Raw genomic sequence first — 15,060 nt, 5'->3', positions numbered from 1 at the left:
CATGCGTAATTTGAAAACCAATCCAGTATCTCCACACACCCAAACGGATAGCGCCGACGCGGCTGCTTCCCAGCAAACACCCCCCGTTCTCGATAAGGCAGCATCGCTTGCTTATCCTACAGTGTGGAAAAAGGCCTTTGCCTTGGGGCAGAATGTCCGTTTCACACGTACACCGGAAGTCGAGCTGTTGCGCCGACGGATCGAAAATGAACCGGGATTTGCCGAAAAGTTGAAGGCATTCGAACAAGCAGAGCAAAAGCGCCGCGAGAATGCCGCCCGCAACCATATTGAGGTGATTGAGCCCCAGCAGGTGACGGCATCGGCATCTGGCCCGATCGAAGCGCAACCAGTTTCAGTGGTAAGCACAGTCGAGGCTGCTGCTATGCCGACCGCGCCAAGTGGCGCGCCGTTGCAGGCTGACGCATCGAACACGGTGGAAAATGCCAATATGGTTGAAACCGTTGCGGCCAGTTCAACCAAACCGATCTATCTATCTGATTCCGCTTTTTTTGAATTCGGGCCGTTTGTCTGGGATCAACAGGAACCAGCCGTGGCTGGGATACCGGAGCCAGCCGCAACAACGGTAACTATGCGGGCTGATGCTACAGAAATCGCACCGGAACCTGAAGGCTCCATCACAGATCTTTATCGCGTTTTGGAATGCCGGTTTTCACATGCAAATCAATCGCCGATAAATCAAATACCAGTATCAGCAGGAAAGCCGGTTGACGCCGCGCCGGTTCTCGCCCAACCGATGCAAGAGAGCGTGGTCGCACCGAGCGCTGCCATGGTCTCTGAACCCGCGACGATTGTGGTTGATTCACATGAAACGACGCCATCGCCTGCAGTTGAAAATGCTGTTGAGCAGCCGGAAAACCAACCGACTGCCGATCATGAGCAACAAGCGGTGACCATGGATAGTGCCCCGTTGGTGGAAGACATTGCACCGGTTATGCCCATTGCGGCTGCGAAGCCGGAAGATGCTGCGCCCCTTGCGGAAAAGCCTGCTGTTGAAGCAATGGTTGAGCGCAAAGATGTTGTTGTTGCACCTCTTGCGACAACAGAAGTCACAGCAGCCAAGGCAACAATTTCTGCACCATTCCGCACGTTGAATCCTGCCTTTATCGCAAGCCCCAAGGGCCGCGATTACGGGCCTTACACATTTCCCTCTGTCGATTTGCTCCAGCAACCTGTTTATAAGGATGGCGCGGTAATTTCGCAGGAAACCCTGGAACGCAGCGCGGGTTTGTTGGAAAGTGTATTGGAGGATTTCGGCGTTAAGGGTGAAATTATCCACGTCCGTCCCGGCCCTGTCGTGACCATGTATGAATTCGAGCCAGCAGCGGGTGTCAAATCGTCCCGCGTCATTGGCCTGTCAGACGATATTGCGCGGTCAATGTCGGCCATTTCTGCCCGTGTTGCTGTCATCCCCGGTCGCAATGTTATTGGTATTGAACTGCCAAATGCAGTGCGTGAGACCGTATATCTGCGCGAGCTTATCCAGTCGAAGCCTTTTCAGGATAGCAGCTATAAGCTGGCCTTGGCATTGGGCAAAAGCATTGGCGGCGAGCCGGTTATAGCCGAGCTTGCCAAAATGCCGCATTTGCTGGTTGCCGGCACCACCGGCTCTGGTAAATCGGTTGCGATCAACACCATGATCCTGTCCTTGCTCTACCGGATGACGCCGGAGCAATGCCGCTTGATCATGGTTGATCCGAAAATGCTGGAACTCTCTATTTACGATGGTATTCCGCATCTATTGACGCCAGTTGTGACAGATCCGAAGAAAGCCGTCACCGCGCTTAAATGGGCTGTGCGTGAAATGGAAGACCGTTACCGTAAAATGGCAAAACTGGGTGTGCGCAATATTGATGGCTTCAATGCCCGCGTTGCAACAGCCGCCGAAAAAGGCGAAACCATTATGTGCACCGTCCAGTCCGGTTTTGACAAGGAAACCGGCGAGATGCTCTACCATGAAGAAGCGATGGATTTGGCGCAGCTGCCTTACATTGTAGTCATCGTCGACGAAATGGCCGACTTGATGATGGTGGCCGGTAAGGAAATCGAAGGCGCTATCCAGCGTCTTGCACAAATGGCACGTGCTGCCGGTATCCATTTGATCATGGCGACACAGCGTCCTTCGGTTGATGTTATCACCGGAACCATCAAAGCCAACTTCCCAACCCGTATCTCGTTTCAGGTAACATCGAAGATCGACAGCCGGACGATTTTGGGAGAGCAGGGTGCCGAAACGCTGCTTGGTCAAGGTGACATGCTTCATATGGTCGGTGGTGGCCGTATCGTGCGCGTCCACGGTCCTTTCGTATCGGATGAAGAGGTTGAACATGTCGTCGCCCATCTTAAAACCCAGGGAACGCCGGATTATCTGGCAACAGTAACCGACGGTGAAGAGGATGAAGACAGCAGCATTGATGATGCTGATTCCATTGCCGATATCGTTGCTGCCGGAAATGCCGGTGAAGATGGCGAAGAACTCTATCTCCAGGCCGTCAAGGTTGTGATGCGCGATAAGAAATGCTCGACATCCTATATTCAGCGACGTCTCGGTATCGGCTATAACAAAGCAGCCTCATTGGTTGAGCGTATGGAAGAAGAAGGCATTGTCGGCGCAGCAAACCATGTCGGCAAACGTGAAATCCTGCTGAATGGCCGCAACGGTCAGGATAGCCATCATAGCTGATTGGCAAAAACACAGCTCTGAAGATCAACGCGGGCTTGGTGCCCGCGTTTTTGTTCATCGATAGGTGATTTTGCGCTTGACGTTTACCCTTATCGATAAAACCGGTTTCCACTTGCCTTTCAAATGCACTATATAGTCAACAGCATTCTATTGCTTGGTTGGTTTGTCAGGGGAGAGGCCGTTGGCATTTCTGGATTTTTTGGCGAGCGGGGAAATAAAAGACGCTTTCGTTGAAGGACGGATTGCGTTCGTCCTCGATTCCACTGGTCGTGATCTGCTTTGGCTCAACGGGCCTGCTGCCATATTTTTTGGCTTTTCAAGTCTTGCCGATGCGTTGGATAGAGAAGCCTTTTTTGATCGTGCCGTCTGCCGGCAGATTGATAACGGCCTGAAAAGCGGTCGCCCTGTCATGCTGCGGGGCAGGAACCAATCCGCTCCCTTTGTTCTGTCAAATGTCTCGCTGCCAGGCGTAGGACGGGCTGTTTTGGCGAAATCCAGCACAATGGCCGATGGCGATGTCGCAGCCGACTTGCTGTTTGGGCTTGAGAGTGCAGACATTTCCGCAGCCATTGTCGATGCCAAAGGCAATATTGTCGCTGCTACGCAAAATTATCACCCGCTGGATGATATACTTCCCATCCTGTTGCCATCGATCGACGATGGCTTACCCGTTAAAACGGTGATCAAGAATGATGGAAAGCCGCTTCAACTCAGTATGATCCGGCTGTTGGAAGATGAACCGTGTTATCTCGTCATGCTTATCGATCTGGCAGAATTGACGGATTCAGATGTGGACAGTATCACCACCTTCGATACGGCAGCATCGCATCATTTCAGCTGGAAAATGGATAAAAATGGTCGTTTCAGCGATCTCTCCAGCATATTTTTCCAGAAAACGGGTGTAGCGGCTGCCGAAGTGATCGGGCGGGATCTCAAAGATCTATCTATGGTTCTATCGCCGGATGATGTCGCGGCGCTTGGGCAGCGTATCCAATTGGCCATGCCATGGACAGATTTGAAAATCGGCGCCAGTCATGTGAATGAAACAGGCAAGCAGTTTACGCTGACGCTATCAGGTATGCCCATTTTTGATGCAAGGGGCGAGCTTCAGGGGTTTCGTGGTCACGGTTCAATCAACCAATCCGAAAATGCGCCGGTCGCAATGCCAGACCGTGAGAGTGATGAGCCAGAGGTAAAAGGCGGGCTTTCCCAATCCGAACGGTCGGCATTCAAAGAAATAGCCGAAAGATTGCGCAGCGAGTTACATCTGCCTGAGGTACCGCAAAACGTGAAAGTGGATAACAAGCCTGCTGTCGTAGAAGCGCCGAGCGTTTTGGATGATCCAACAAAAACAGATTATCATCTGGCACCGGCTGCCATATCCGATTTGCTTGATACTGCAACCGATGGTGTTGTTTGGCTGGACAAGCAGGGCCATATCCGCTCCCTCAGCGCGGCGGCATCGGCATTATCCGGATTTGATCGTGAGGAACTGGTGTTGCAGCCCTTTTCCACGCTTTTCAGTGTTGCAACGAAGGATGTCATTGACCGTTATGTAAAGGTTCTGTTGGCCGCTGGTCCAGAGCAGCTTTTCAACCGTGGCAAAGATGCTGAAATTGTAACCAAAGACGGTGCCGTTGTAAAAATGCTTGTAACGCTTGTTCCCTTGTCATCGGGACAGGGATTTGCGGCATTGTTACGCGATATGACCAATGTCAAGGTTCAGAATCAGCCACAATTGGATCAGGCGGCCCTTGCTGAAACCATCCATGAAATACGCACGCCGCTCAATGCGATGATCGGATTTGCCGACATTATGAAGGAAGAGCGTTTCGGACGCATCGAAAATGAGCGTTATCGCGGCTATGTGCGCGATATTGTTTCATCGGGCAAACATATATTGACGCTGGTGAACCGTTTTCTTGAAAAGGCAAAAACACGCCATGCGCGTGATACACAGGAAAGCATGATCGACAGCGATAAGAGTTTCGATGTTGTCGCGCAATTGCGCAAATCGGTCGCTTTGTTGGAAAATCAGGCGAATGAAAATGGCATTATCGTGCGTATAGTCACTCCGCCAAGCGTTCCAGCTATCGTCTTGGATGAGCAGGAATTCCGTCAGATTGTATGGAATTTATTATCTAATGCTATCCGCTTTACGCCATCGGGCGGGCAAATCGTCGTGCATGCCGCCTATTCCGGTGGTCAATTTGTCAAAATATCGGTGAGCGATAACGGCATCGGTATGACGCAGGAAGATGTGGCAAAGGCAATGCAACCTTATGGCCAGATTGCGCGTAAAGACGGGCGACAGGGAGACGGCGTGTTTGTCGGTACCGGTTTGGGACTGCCAATGACCAAGACACTGGTTGAAAAAACCGGTGGTCGCTTCGAGATCTTATCGAAGCCTAACATGGGAACGACGATAGAAATGTCGTTTCTGGTGCAGTCCAACATTTAGGCTGTGGTAGCGATTTAAGACTTAGCTGCGTTGGTGCAGAGATTGTGACTGAATAAAACAAAAGGCGAAGGCGGCGTTGAACACCGTCAAGATTTTTCGTCGCTCGTCGTCAAATATATGCACCGCATGTTTTCCTTCTCGCTCTCAATCACATTCCCAATAGTATTTTGTCCAAATGAGTAAGTCTTGACTTTAGTTTTTACTAAAATCGGCATGAAAAAAGCGCTGCATGACGTGATGTCAATGCAACGCTTTCTGATCACTGTCCGAAGACCAATCTGTTACTATTTTTTTGTGGCAAGCAGATCGCGAATTTCTGTCAATAGCTGTTCGTCACGTGGAACGGCTGCCGGTTCAGGAGCAGCTTCCTGTTTACGACGCATGGAATTAAGCCCTTTAACAACAAGAAACAAAACCCAGGCGATAATCAGGAAGTTGATCAGCAAAGTGATGAAGTTGCCATAGGCAATTGTTGCACCGGCTTCTTTTGCGGCTGCAAGCGTTGCCTGCTTTTCACCGGCGAGCTGGATAAACATGTTGGAGAAATCGATGCCACCGGTAATCAAACCGATAATCGGCATAAGGATATCATTGACAATAGAATTGACCAAGCCGCCGAAGGCACCACCAATGATAACACCGATGGCCAGATCAACCATATTACCCTTGAGGGCAAATTCTCGAAACTCTTTTAACATAAGGTCTCCCCTTTGATGCAATAAAAGCGATGATCTTCGCCAAACGGAAGATTGTTACGCAGTGTTTTGGCAAATATGGCGTTTCGGAAAAAAGGAAACCCCGCACCTCGTAATTCTATCCGGCTTTATCATTTTTTCAATGACCGATCGCTACAATTGCCCATCTTGCGGTTTTGCTAGAGCATTTCCAATAAAAGTTGGATCAACTTTTATGTCAGGATAATGCGATAAAACAAAGAGTTAGAGTGAATCCATGACTCAATCAAAAACGGATTTATTCTAACGGGCTCTCAGCTTTGAACTCGTTTTTGAATTTGTCGAAGAAATATTTCATCGTGTCAAAAGCCTGATCCATATCCTTTTTGCTGGGAAGGCTTGATGTTGTACTGTCTTTGGCAGTTTGCATGTCCGCTATTTGTTGCTTCAATCGCGCGATTTCTTTCTCATATCCGGCACGGTCGTCATCGGATAGTTTGCAGGTGATTTCGCCGTCTTTATCCGCACATATATCGATACTGCCCGTGTTGCCGTCGAAGCGCAGAATGCCATTGGCTGTTTTTTCAAAAATAAAACGATTTTGCGCTGCCTGCCCGATAGCCGGTTGTGCCATAGCAATGGCACCGACAAGCAACATGATGATGAACGGCCATGGTTTTATCATGTTTTAACCCTTGGTTGATTGGTTACCTTCCTTTATATAGGGCACAAATATGCAAGATCCCACCGAGAGCAGAATTATTACGCGGACTTGGCCTTTGGATAAAGATATGGTGCTTATATATAAAATTGTTCCTCGCAAGGAATGGCAAGAGGCGGAAATGCGCGGCGCGTTCATCGGTTCTGCAGTGGATATAGCTGATGGATTTATCCATTTTTCGACTGCCGAACAGCTGGCTGAAACTGCCAATAAACATTTCAGCGGGCTCGACGACCTTCTGCTTGTCTGTGTCGATCCGGCACATTTGGACGAGGGCGCTTTGCGCTTTGAAATTTCGCGCGGTGGCGCACTCTTTCCCCACCTTTATGGTGAACTGCCGTTAATGGCGGTCGTCGGGGTTGAACCCTTTGCACCCGATGAACACGGTGTTTTTCATTTTTCGGAGGTATTGTCGTGAGCTTGTTTCATTGCATTGGACGCCCTGCACTTTTCATGCTCGACCCCGAACGCGCCCATGGTATGGCGATCGCGGCTTTGAAAACCGGCTTTGGGTCAGGGCAGCAAATCGTTGACAAACGCCTGCACGTCAATATTGCAGGATTGGATTTTCCGAACTTCTTGGGGCTTGCGGCAGGGTTTGATAAAAATGCCGAAGTGCCCGATGCGGTTCTGCGTTTGGGATTCGGATTTGTCGAAGTCGGTACGTTGACACCAAAAGCACAGGCGGGCAATCCAAAGCCGCGGCTTTTCCGGTTGCAACAGGATGAAGCCGTCATAAACCGTATGGGATTCAACAATGGTGGCCATGAAGCTGCCTATCATCGTTTAGTAGCGCGCAAACGTCATGGTATCGTCGGGGTGAATATTGGCGCGAATAAGGATGCTCAAGACCGCATCGCCGATTATGTGGCCGGTATCCATCGTTTTTATGCCGTTGCCGATTACTTTACCGTCAATATTTCATCGCCCAACACTCCGGGCCTAAGGGATTTGCAGGCGCGTGACAGCTTGATGCAGTTAATATCGGCTGTCAGTGCAGCGCGGCGCGCTGAAAAAAGTGAAAAGGCCGTCCATATTCCGATCTTTCTCAAAATCGCACCGGATTTAACCGAAGAAGGCCTTGATGATGTAGCCGAGGCGTTGCTTGCTGCCGATTTTGATGGGTTGATCGTGTCCAATACAACATTGTCGCGCGACGGTTTGAAAGATCAAGAGCTTGCCAGCGAGGCTGGCGGCCTTTCCGGCCGACCAATTTTCGAGCGCTCGACGATTGTGCTTGCGAAAATGCGTCAAAGGCTGGGGGCGACGATGCCGATTATCGGTGTAGGTGGCGTTCGCGATGGGCAAACAGCGCTTGATAAAATCAAAGCCGGTGCCGATCTTGTCCAGCTTTATAGCGCTATGGTTTATGAAGGGCCGTCGCTTGCGGCCGACATATCGAAATCCGTGATCAAAACCATGCAACGCGATGGTGTGGATACGGTTACCGCCTATCGCGATCAAACGGTTAAGGAATGGGCAAACCGCGCAATACCGGCATAGAGGGTTTGGAAGTTTTGTAAAAAATACACGAAATGCGCCAAGGCACTTGCAAAATCGTTCGATCTTCCGTATGTCACCGGACGGAAGATAGCATTCCCACGATGCGGTTGTAGCTCAGTTGGTTAGAGCGCTGGTTTGTGGCACCAGAGGTCGTAGGTTCAACTCCTACCAACCGTACCATTCTTAATCTTACCATGAGAACGTATATGAACTGGGATGGCGGCGAAGGGATCATAGCAACTGTGCATGTCGACGGACTCAACGTCAGGCAGTATCTGAAAATTATGACAGAGTTTTTCAAACAAGATACGTCTCAATTGCCGTTTTATAAAAAAAAGGCTTTTCGCAGTTTCATTTCTGGGGGAGTGATTGGTGTTTTGGCCTTAGTGATATCACGGTCTATAACCATTTTTCTCGGTGGGTTTTCTGTTGAAAACACGAGATATTTCAGTGCCGTATACGATGGTTTCATTTGGGGTTGCTTTGTGGGGGCAGCCGTATTGCTTGCTATATACATAATCTATCAAAGACGTATGGTGAGCAGGATGATAAAATCTTATGAAATATATCGTCGTGGGTATCAGCTAACGTTGAGCGATACTGCAATAACCGTTCTATGCCAAGGGCAGAAAACGATTTATTCACGTGGCCAAATCGTAAGAACATGTCGTATAGATGCTGATTTGAATGTTGTATTATTAAGCTCTGTGGCTTTCCTATGGGTAAGGGATCGTGATATTGAAACGTCAAGTAAGCCCCACGAAATGCGGAAGCTTCTATGTATTGTAGATGGATAGGCCTGTTGCTATTTTACCTTGTTTAAGTCAGGTTGATTTTTCAATTTGCTTCGATTGCAGCCAGTCTGCCGCTGGCTCAACCTGCTTATACACCGGCTAAAGCCGCCATTCTTGCTTTGACACGCCAAATTGCGGTTGAATGGGGCCCACGCGGTATCAGGGCAAACTCTGTGAGTCCCGGTATGATCATGACACCGCTTACCTGTGATATTTATAAGGATGAAGCGGTTTATGCCTTGCGTCGTCAGGCTGTCGCTTCGCGTCGCATAGGGAACAGTGAAGATATTGCTTGTGTTGCCGCGTTTTTATGCGCACACGATGCCAATTACATCAACGGACAGGATATCGTTGTCGATGGCGGTTTCGGTTTGACGCAATTAATGCGTATGCAGCCTCCAGCCGTGCAACCGCAGCCACCTTATTAATCAGGTCGGCTGCACTGGCAAAATCGTCGCTTTATTGCTGGAAGTTTTTTGCTTCGCGGCGAATTTCATTCATGACAAATTCCATTCCCGGCAGGATGGCCCCCTCGGCGCGCAGAGTCATGCCGACAGGGCCCAATGTTTCCGATGTATCAATCGGCAGCGCTTGCAAGGCGCCTGAACTGATATCTTCCAGCACCACGCCTTCGGAAATGACCCATATAGTGTCGCTGGAGCGAACATAGGAGCGGCTGAAGGCGGTCGATACCGTTTCCGCAACAATGTTGAGGCGCGGCATATCCGAAATCAGAATAAGCTTTTCCACCGCGGGGCGAATGATCGATTGTTGTGAGGGCATGATAAAGTCATATTGGCCCATGGCAGCCACATCGAAGGTTTTGGCAGCCAAAAGCGGATGCCCGGGACGAACGGCAAAGCACACCTTTTCAGAATAAAGATGTTCGAAATGCAAGCCCAGCATTTCCGATGGTTCTCCCATGCGGCCAATGACGATATCGACCTTGCCTTCCCGCAATTCGTTGATGAGATAGCCGTTGGGGCCGGTCACGATCATCGGTTTACCACCAAGTTTGCGGGCATTGTAGCGCTGGATGGCCTTCGGCAGCAGTCGGGCCGATACGGTAGGCAATGCGCCGATATGCAAAGGCTTCGCCTGCGGAGAACGTGTCTCGGCGATTTCTTCTACGCCCTGACGTAAGGCCAACATGGAATTTTCAATATGGGTCAGGAATCGTTTTCCAATCGGCGTCAGCCGCAATGTCCGATGGCTTCGGTCAAATAATTCTGCCTGAAGGATCGTCTCCAGCTCGCGGATCGTTTTGGACACGCCTGGCTGGGTGATGGCTAAGACATTCGCCGCAGCACTAATACTGTTCTGGCGGGCAACTTCTTGAAATGTTTTTAGATGGCGGAGACGTATCAGGTCACTGGGGATCATTTTAGATAACCTATAAGTTATATTTAGAGCATGATTTATCATTTTACATAATCTGTCAATTCTCATATCCTGCTTTTGAGGAGATAACATCATGCAATTTACGATCGCTCACGACATAGCGGTACATTATCGGTTGAGCGGCCGACAAGATGGGCCTTGCCTCGTCTTTATCAATTCGCTCGGCACCGATTTGCGTATTTGGGATGATGTGGTGGATGGACTTCGCGCTGACTATCGCTGCTTGTGTTATGATAAACGCGGGCATGGTTTGAGCGACGGCGACGATGCTGCCTACTCGATTTCACTTTTGGCCGATGATCTTGCCGCACTGATCGAGACACTTGGGATTTCAAGCAAAGTGGTGCTTGTCGGGCTGTCGGTTGGCGGCCTTATCGCGCAGGATTTTGCTTTTCGGTTCGCAGAAAAAGTTGCCGGTTTGGTCTTGCTGGATACCGCGGCCAAAATCGGTACGGAGCAATCGTGGAATGCGCGGATTGACGCTATTGCCAAAAACGGTCTGTCCGCCATAGGACAACAAATCATGGAGCGCTGGTTGACGGCTGATTTCACGGCGCGTCGTTCGGACGCCTATCGCGGTTATCGCAACATGTTGAAGCGGACATCTGAACAGGCCTATGTCGCAACCTGCATTGCGCTGCGAGATGCGGATCTGACATCACAGACATCAACATTGGCTTTGCCGACATTGGTCATTGTGGGGCAGGAAGATGCTTCAACGCCACCGGAATTGGTGGAAAAAACCGCCAACCTTATCAAGCATGCGCGCTTTGTTCAGATAGGTTCATGTGGGCATTTGCCATGCATTGAACAGCCGCAGGCGACGATTGAACATTTAAAAACCTTTGTTTCGGAGACTATATATGGCTGAGAACGGGCACAACATCCTGTATGAAAAAGGGTTGCAGACCCGCCGTATGGTTTTGGGCGATGCCCATGTAGATAGGGCATTGGCAAATGCGACGCCATTTGATGATGCTTTCCAGACCTTCATTACCGAAGGGGCATGGGGCAGCCTTTGGTCGAGGCCACATTTTTCCAAACGGGAACGTTCGATTGTCACCTTGGCACTTCTGGCCGCATTGGGCCATGAGGAGGAGTTTGCCATGCATGTTCGTGCAACGCGTAACACTGGCGCCACGAGCGAGGATATATTGGAGGCTTTGATGCATGTGGCGGTTTATGCCGGAGTGCCTGCTGCCAATAGCGCCATCAAGATTGCCAAAAAGGAATTAGCAGAGTTCGACGCACAGCGTTAGCCATAGAGCAGGGAGGAAATACAATGATTGGTCGGTATATCCAACGGGATAGGGATTGGCATCCGCCAGCATACACACCCGATTATAAAACCAGCGTTCTTCGGTCGCCGCGCAATGCCTTGCTTTCATTGCCGACCACCGTATCGGAAATGACCGGGCCGGTTTTTGGCCATGATATTCTGGGCGCATTGGATAATGACCTTATCCGCAATTATGCCAAGGATGGCGACCCGATAGGGCAACGCATTGTGGTTTCCGGCCGTGTGCTGGATGAAAACGGCAAACCGCTTCCAAATACGCTGGTGGAATTCTGGCAGGCCAATGCCGGTGGCCGGTATCGACATAAAAAGGAAAGCTATCTTGCTGCAATCGACCCGAATTTCGGTGGCTGCGGGCGTACCATAACCGACGAAGATGGGCGCTATACCTTCCGTACCATCAAGCCGGGAGCGTATCCTTGGCCGAATGGCGTCAACGATTGGCGCCCGGCCCATATCCATTTTTCACTTTTCGGCCATGCTTTTGCGCAGCGTCTCATTACCCAGATGTATTTTGAAGGCGACCCGATGATCTGGCAGTGTCCGATTGTAAAAACCATTCCCGATCCTGACGCGGTTGAGCGTCTGGTTGCAGCACTCGACCGGAATGCGACGATTCCGATGGATGCGTTGGCCTATAAGTTTGACATTGTTTTGCGCGGTCAACGTTCCACCATGTTTGAAAACCGTATGGAGGGTAACTGAAATGGCACAAACACTTGATTATTTAAAAGAATCGCCATCCCAAACAGTCGGGCCTTATATCCATATCGGCGCAACACCCAATTATGTTGGTATTCACGGCGTTTATCCGCATGATTTGGGTTCGACGATGCTCGGTGCAGAAACCAGGGGTGAGCGTATCATTCTTGAAGGACAGGTATTTGATGGCGGCGGCGAACCGATCAAAGACGCCCTGATTGAAATCTGGCAGGCCGATGCGCAGGGCCTTTATAATTCCGTGAACGAGACACGGGGCAAGGCCGATTCATCTTTTAGCGGTTGGGGTCGTCAGCCGGCATCTGCCGACAAGGCGCAATTCCGGTTCGAGACGATCCGTCCGGGTTCAACGCCTTATCCCGATGGCAGGACACAGGCTCCCCATATTACCATTTGGGTGGGTGCGCGCGGCATCAATGTCGGGCTCCATACACGGGCCTATTTTTCCGATATGGCTGAGCTCAACAGCAAAGATCCGCTTTTAAACCGTATTGATGCAGAAAAGCGCCGCAATACGTTGATCGCGCAAAAATCTGAACGCGATGGGATGACGGTTTTCACTTTTAATATTTTTGTTCAGGGTGACAACGAAACAGTCTTTCTCGACATGTAGAGCGGTGCCCGAAAAGTGGAAAATGGTTTTCAATTGAGAAATTGCATCAAGAGTGGGAGCAAATCCACCAGCCGATATGAATGGATATGCTCCTTTGCAACGTATTCTCAAATGGTCAAGACGGCCTAGAGCATTTTCCGAAAAGTGTGAAGCGCATCCGCAGGAGAATTGATTCACCGGATCAATTCTTTATCCTGCTCCTATCGGACAAAAAATGCGGAAAACCAAAAACTTAGAGCACGTATTTGGTTTATCAAATACCGAACGTGCTCTAGCATCGTGCTTTTACCGGCAAAAGATCGAACACGCATAGGTGGATGCTCACCATGGCGACTGGACGGTTTCTGCTTTTACATGCCTATCGAGCGATGACTTTTGCCCGTGTTGCGGCATGTTCTATCGACTGAAATGCAGCGTTTGCGCATTTGTTCTACAGGTTCAACGGGAGGTTGCCTTTGATAAAGATTTTAGATGGTGCGACGCGGCTTCATTTCGTTGTGGGGGATCCTATTGCGCAGGTAAAATCACCGGAGGCCATTACCAAGGCGCTGCAGGATCGGGGCTTGAATGCAATTTGTGTTCCTGCCCATGTCGCGCCGAATAATTTGGCGGTTTTTTATCAAAGCTGTCGTGCCATGCAAAATGTCGACAGTATAATGGTGACAATACCGCACAAAATTCCATCGACGATTTACTGTGATGCTTTAAGCAAGCGATCGGCATTTTTGGGCTCCGTCAACGTCATTCGTCGCACTGCCGAGGGTTTTTCAGGTGATATGCTTGATGGCATTGGCTATGTCGCAGCGCTACGTGAAAAGGGCTGTGCGGTGGCGGGTAAACGCGCTTTGCTATGCGGACTGGGTGGTGCCGGTGGTGCCATTGCCCATGCGCTTGTGTGCAATGGCGTCAATGAGCTTGCTGTTTTTGACGCTGATGCCCAACGGCAAAACGACATGATCACGCGGCTCAACGCTTTGGGGCAGGCCAATGTTACGATCGGCAGCCGCAATTTGACCGGCTTTGATATTGCGATCAATGCAACACCCACGGGCATGAAAGAAGACGATCCGCTGCCTTTTGACATCAATACATGCCCGCAAAATTTGTGGGCGGGTGACGTGATTACAAAACCCGTTGAAACGGCGTGGATTACGCAAGCAAGACAGCAAGGCGCGAAAGTGGTGATTGGTATGGATATGTATGCAAAGGTTCGCGATTTGCTGGTGGATTTCATCGTCGACGGTCAGGCACCAGAATAAGAAAACTTCTAAAGGGGATAGCGAATGGCACATCAAATTTCTCTGGCGTTTCTTACGGTCGGAAATATCTCACCGGTTGAGGCTGTCCACATCGCGGCAAGGCAGGGCTATCAATCGGTCGGCCTCAGAATGCTGCCCGCTGCACCCAGTGAACCCGCCTATCCGCTTTTGACCGATGACACTGTTTTGCGGGAAACGCAGAAAGCGCTTGCCGAAACCGGCATAACTGTCGGTGACGTCGAAATCGTCCGCTTGAAGGAACACACCAACATCAACGATTTTGAACCCTTTATAATGCGCGCAGCCGCATTGGGTGCAAAACATGTTCTGGTTGCCGCTGATGATTTTGAACGTCAGAGGCTGACGGAAAATTTCGGTCTTTTCTGCCAGTTGGCTGCACAAGCCAGCTTAACGGCTGATCTGGAATTTATGCCATGGACAGCAATCAAGTCGATTGCAGAAGCACGGGAAGTGGTCGAAGGGGCCGGGCAGGGCAATGGCGGTATCCTGATTGATGCGCTGCACTTTGATCGCAGTTCGTCCAGCCTTGCGGATATCCGAGCGCTTCCACCTGCAATGCTGCACTATGTCCAGCTTTGCGACGGGCCGGTGCCCTATGGCCACAGTGACGCGGAACTGATTGCGATCGCCCGCGGCGCGCGCCTGATGCCGGGGCATGGCGGAATAGATCTTGTGGCTTTCATGGACGCCATTCCCGATGGTACGCCTGTCAGTCTGGAAGTAGCCAATCTCGACATTCAGACTGATGCCGGCGCTGAAGCTTGTGCGCACCAGTCCATTGCAGCGGCCAAAGAAATTTTAGTGAAAGCCGGTCGAAAATGGCTTTGATTACGCCCGGATGTGAAAGCCATCCATTTACGGTCGAAGACAAAAAACAATATGGGGAGAGAGGGCA

General features: G+C 50.3%; 15 protein-coding genes and 1 tRNA gene. 13 read left to right on the top strand and 3 right to left on the bottom strand.

Annotation, left to right across the window (positions count from 1 at the left end; translation table 11 throughout):
• Position 1 precedes the first annotated feature (1 nt).
• Positions 2–2,701 carry a DNA translocase FtsK gene (locus tag ACYSNS_RS00610; RefSeq protein WP_461721196.1) on the top strand — a complete coding sequence of 900 codons (2,700 nt, stop codon included), beginning with the start codon at positions 2–4 and terminating at the stop codon, positions 2,699–2,701.
• Between the two features lie 181 nt (positions 2,702–2,882).
• On the top strand, positions 2,883–5,162 hold the full coding sequence (locus ACYSNS_RS00605; RefSeq protein ID WP_461721195.1) for a PAS domain-containing sensor histidine kinase: 2,280 nt from the start codon (positions 2,883–2,885) through the stop codon (positions 5,160–5,162).
• A 284-nt stretch (positions 5,163–5,446) separates the two neighbouring features.
• On the opposite strand, the gene mscL is transcribed toward ACYSNS_RS00605, so the two are convergent.
• Both mscL and ACYSNS_RS00595 read right to left on the bottom strand, forming a co-directional pair.
• On the bottom strand, positions 5,447–5,860 hold the full coding sequence (gene mscL, locus ACYSNS_RS00600; RefSeq protein ID WP_461721194.1) for a large conductance mechanosensitive channel protein MscL: 414 nt from the start codon (positions 5,858–5,860) through the stop codon (positions 5,447–5,449).
• Positions 5,861–6,134: 274 nt separating this feature from the next.
• The gene (locus ACYSNS_RS00595; RefSeq protein ID WP_461721193.1) at positions 6,135–6,521 is read right to left on the bottom strand and encodes a hypothetical protein; all 387 of its coding nucleotides are present in this window, start codon (positions 6,519–6,521) and stop codon (positions 6,135–6,137) included.
• Positions 6,522–6,627: 106 nt separating this feature from the next.
• On the opposite strand from ACYSNS_RS00595, the gene ACYSNS_RS00590 reads away from it, so the two are divergent.
• The 5 genes from ACYSNS_RS00590 (at position 6,628) to ACYSNS_RS00570 (ending at position 9,282) form a co-directional block, all read left to right on the top strand.
• Positions 6,628–6,975, top strand: coding sequence for a DUF952 domain-containing protein (locus tag ACYSNS_RS00590; RefSeq protein ID WP_461721192.1), 348 nt, complete (start codon positions 6,628–6,630; stop codon positions 6,973–6,975).
• A complete protein-coding gene (locus tag ACYSNS_RS00585; protein ID WP_461721191.1) occupies positions 6,972–8,060 on the top strand; it encodes a quinone-dependent dihydroorotate dehydrogenase in 1,089 nt (362 codons plus the stop codon). Before ACYSNS_RS00590 ends, ACYSNS_RS00585 begins: the two co-directional genes overlap by 4 nt.
• A 103-nt stretch (positions 8,061–8,163) precedes the next feature.
• Positions 8,164–8,240 (top strand) — tRNA-His (locus ACYSNS_RS00580).
• A 26-nt stretch (positions 8,241–8,266) separates the two neighbouring features.
• Positions 8,267–8,857: a hypothetical protein gene (locus tag ACYSNS_RS00575; protein ID WP_461721190.1), complete on the top strand. Its 591-nt coding sequence runs from the start codon at positions 8,267–8,269 to the stop codon at positions 8,855–8,857.
• A gap of 32 nt (positions 8,858–8,889) precedes the next feature.
• A complete protein-coding gene (locus ACYSNS_RS00570) occupies positions 8,890–9,282 on the top strand; it encodes an SDR family NAD(P)-dependent oxidoreductase (protein ID WP_461721189.1) in 393 nt (130 codons plus the stop codon).
• Positions 9,283–9,313: 31 nt separating this feature from the next.
• On the opposite strand, the gene pcaQ is transcribed toward ACYSNS_RS00570, so the two are convergent.
• Entirely contained in the window at positions 9,314–10,237 is a 924-nt protein-coding gene (gene pcaQ, locus ACYSNS_RS00565) for a pca operon transcription factor PcaQ (protein ID WP_461721188.1), read from the bottom strand.
• 91 nt (positions 10,238–10,328) lie between these two features.
• Between pcaQ and pcaD the strand changes: the two genes are divergently transcribed.
• The 6 genes from pcaD (at position 10,329) to ACYSNS_RS00535 (ending at position 14,993) form a co-directional block, all read left to right on the top strand.
• Positions 10,329–11,126 (top strand): 3-oxoadipate enol-lactonase, encoded by a 798-nt coding sequence (pcaD, locus tag ACYSNS_RS00560; protein WP_461721187.1) that lies wholly within the window; start codon positions 10,329–10,331, stop codon positions 11,124–11,126.
• On the top strand, positions 11,119–11,514 hold the full coding sequence (pcaC, locus tag ACYSNS_RS00555) for a 4-carboxymuconolactone decarboxylase (protein WP_461721186.1): 396 nt from the start codon (positions 11,119–11,121) through the stop codon (positions 11,512–11,514). Before pcaD ends, pcaC begins: the two co-directional genes overlap by 8 nt.
• A 23-nt stretch (positions 11,515–11,537) precedes the next feature.
• Positions 11,538–12,257 carry a protocatechuate 3,4-dioxygenase subunit beta gene (gene pcaH, locus ACYSNS_RS00550; protein ID WP_461721185.1) on the top strand — a complete coding sequence of 240 codons (720 nt, stop codon included), beginning with the start codon at positions 11,538–11,540 and terminating at the stop codon, positions 12,255–12,257.
• Position 12,258: 1 nt separating this feature from the next.
• Positions 12,259–12,885, top strand: coding sequence for a protocatechuate 3,4-dioxygenase subunit alpha (gene pcaG / locus ACYSNS_RS00545; protein ID WP_461721184.1), 627 nt, complete (start codon positions 12,259–12,261; stop codon positions 12,883–12,885).
• A gap of 455 nt (positions 12,886–13,340) precedes the next feature.
• A complete protein-coding gene (locus ACYSNS_RS00540) occupies positions 13,341–14,144 on the top strand; it encodes a shikimate dehydrogenase family protein (RefSeq protein ID WP_461721183.1) in 804 nt (267 codons plus the stop codon).
• A gap of 24 nt (positions 14,145–14,168) precedes the next feature.
• A complete protein-coding gene (locus tag ACYSNS_RS00535) occupies positions 14,169–14,993 on the top strand; it encodes a sugar phosphate isomerase/epimerase family protein (protein WP_461721182.1) in 825 nt (274 codons plus the stop codon).
• The last annotated feature ends 67 nt before the right edge of the window (positions 14,994–15,060 follow it).

The sequence above is a fragment of the Bartonella sp. LJL80 genome, assembly GCF_054871565.1.
This window is presented reverse-complemented; position numbering and strand designations above follow the sequence as displayed.

Coding starts and splice junctions, on each gene's coding strand:
- ACYSNS_RS00610 (WP_461721196.1), top strand. CDS start 2: ATGCGTAATTTGAAAACCAATCCAGTATCTCCACACACCCAAACGGAT.
- mscL (WP_461721194.1), bottom strand. CDS start 5,860: ATGTTAAAAGAGTTTCGAGAATTTGCCCTCAAGGGTAATATGGTTGAT.
- ACYSNS_RS00595 (WP_461721193.1), bottom strand. CDS start 6,521: ATGATAAAACCATGGCCGTTCATCATCATGTTGCTTGTCGGTGCCATT.
- ACYSNS_RS00590 (WP_461721192.1), top strand. CDS start 6,628: ATGGTGCTTATATATAAAATTGTTCCTCGCAAGGAATGGCAAGAGGCG.
- ACYSNS_RS00575 (WP_461721190.1), top strand. CDS start 8,267: ATGAACTGGGATGGCGGCGAAGGGATCATAGCAACTGTGCATGTCGAC.
- pcaQ (WP_461721188.1), bottom strand. CDS start 10,237: ATGATCCCCAGTGACCTGATACGTCTCCGCCATCTAAAAACATTTCAA.
- pcaD (WP_461721187.1), top strand. CDS start 10,329: ATGCAATTTACGATCGCTCACGACATAGCGGTACATTATCGGTTGAGC.
- pcaC (WP_461721186.1), top strand. CDS start 11,119: ATGGCTGAGAACGGGCACAACATCCTGTATGAAAAAGGGTTGCAGACC.
- pcaH (WP_461721185.1), top strand. CDS start 11,538: ATGATTGGTCGGTATATCCAACGGGATAGGGATTGGCATCCGCCAGCA.
- pcaG (WP_461721184.1), top strand. CDS start 12,259: ATGGCACAAACACTTGATTATTTAAAAGAATCGCCATCCCAAACAGTC.
- ACYSNS_RS00535 (WP_461721182.1), top strand. CDS start 14,169: ATGGCACATCAAATTTCTCTGGCGTTTCTTACGGTCGGAAATATCTCA.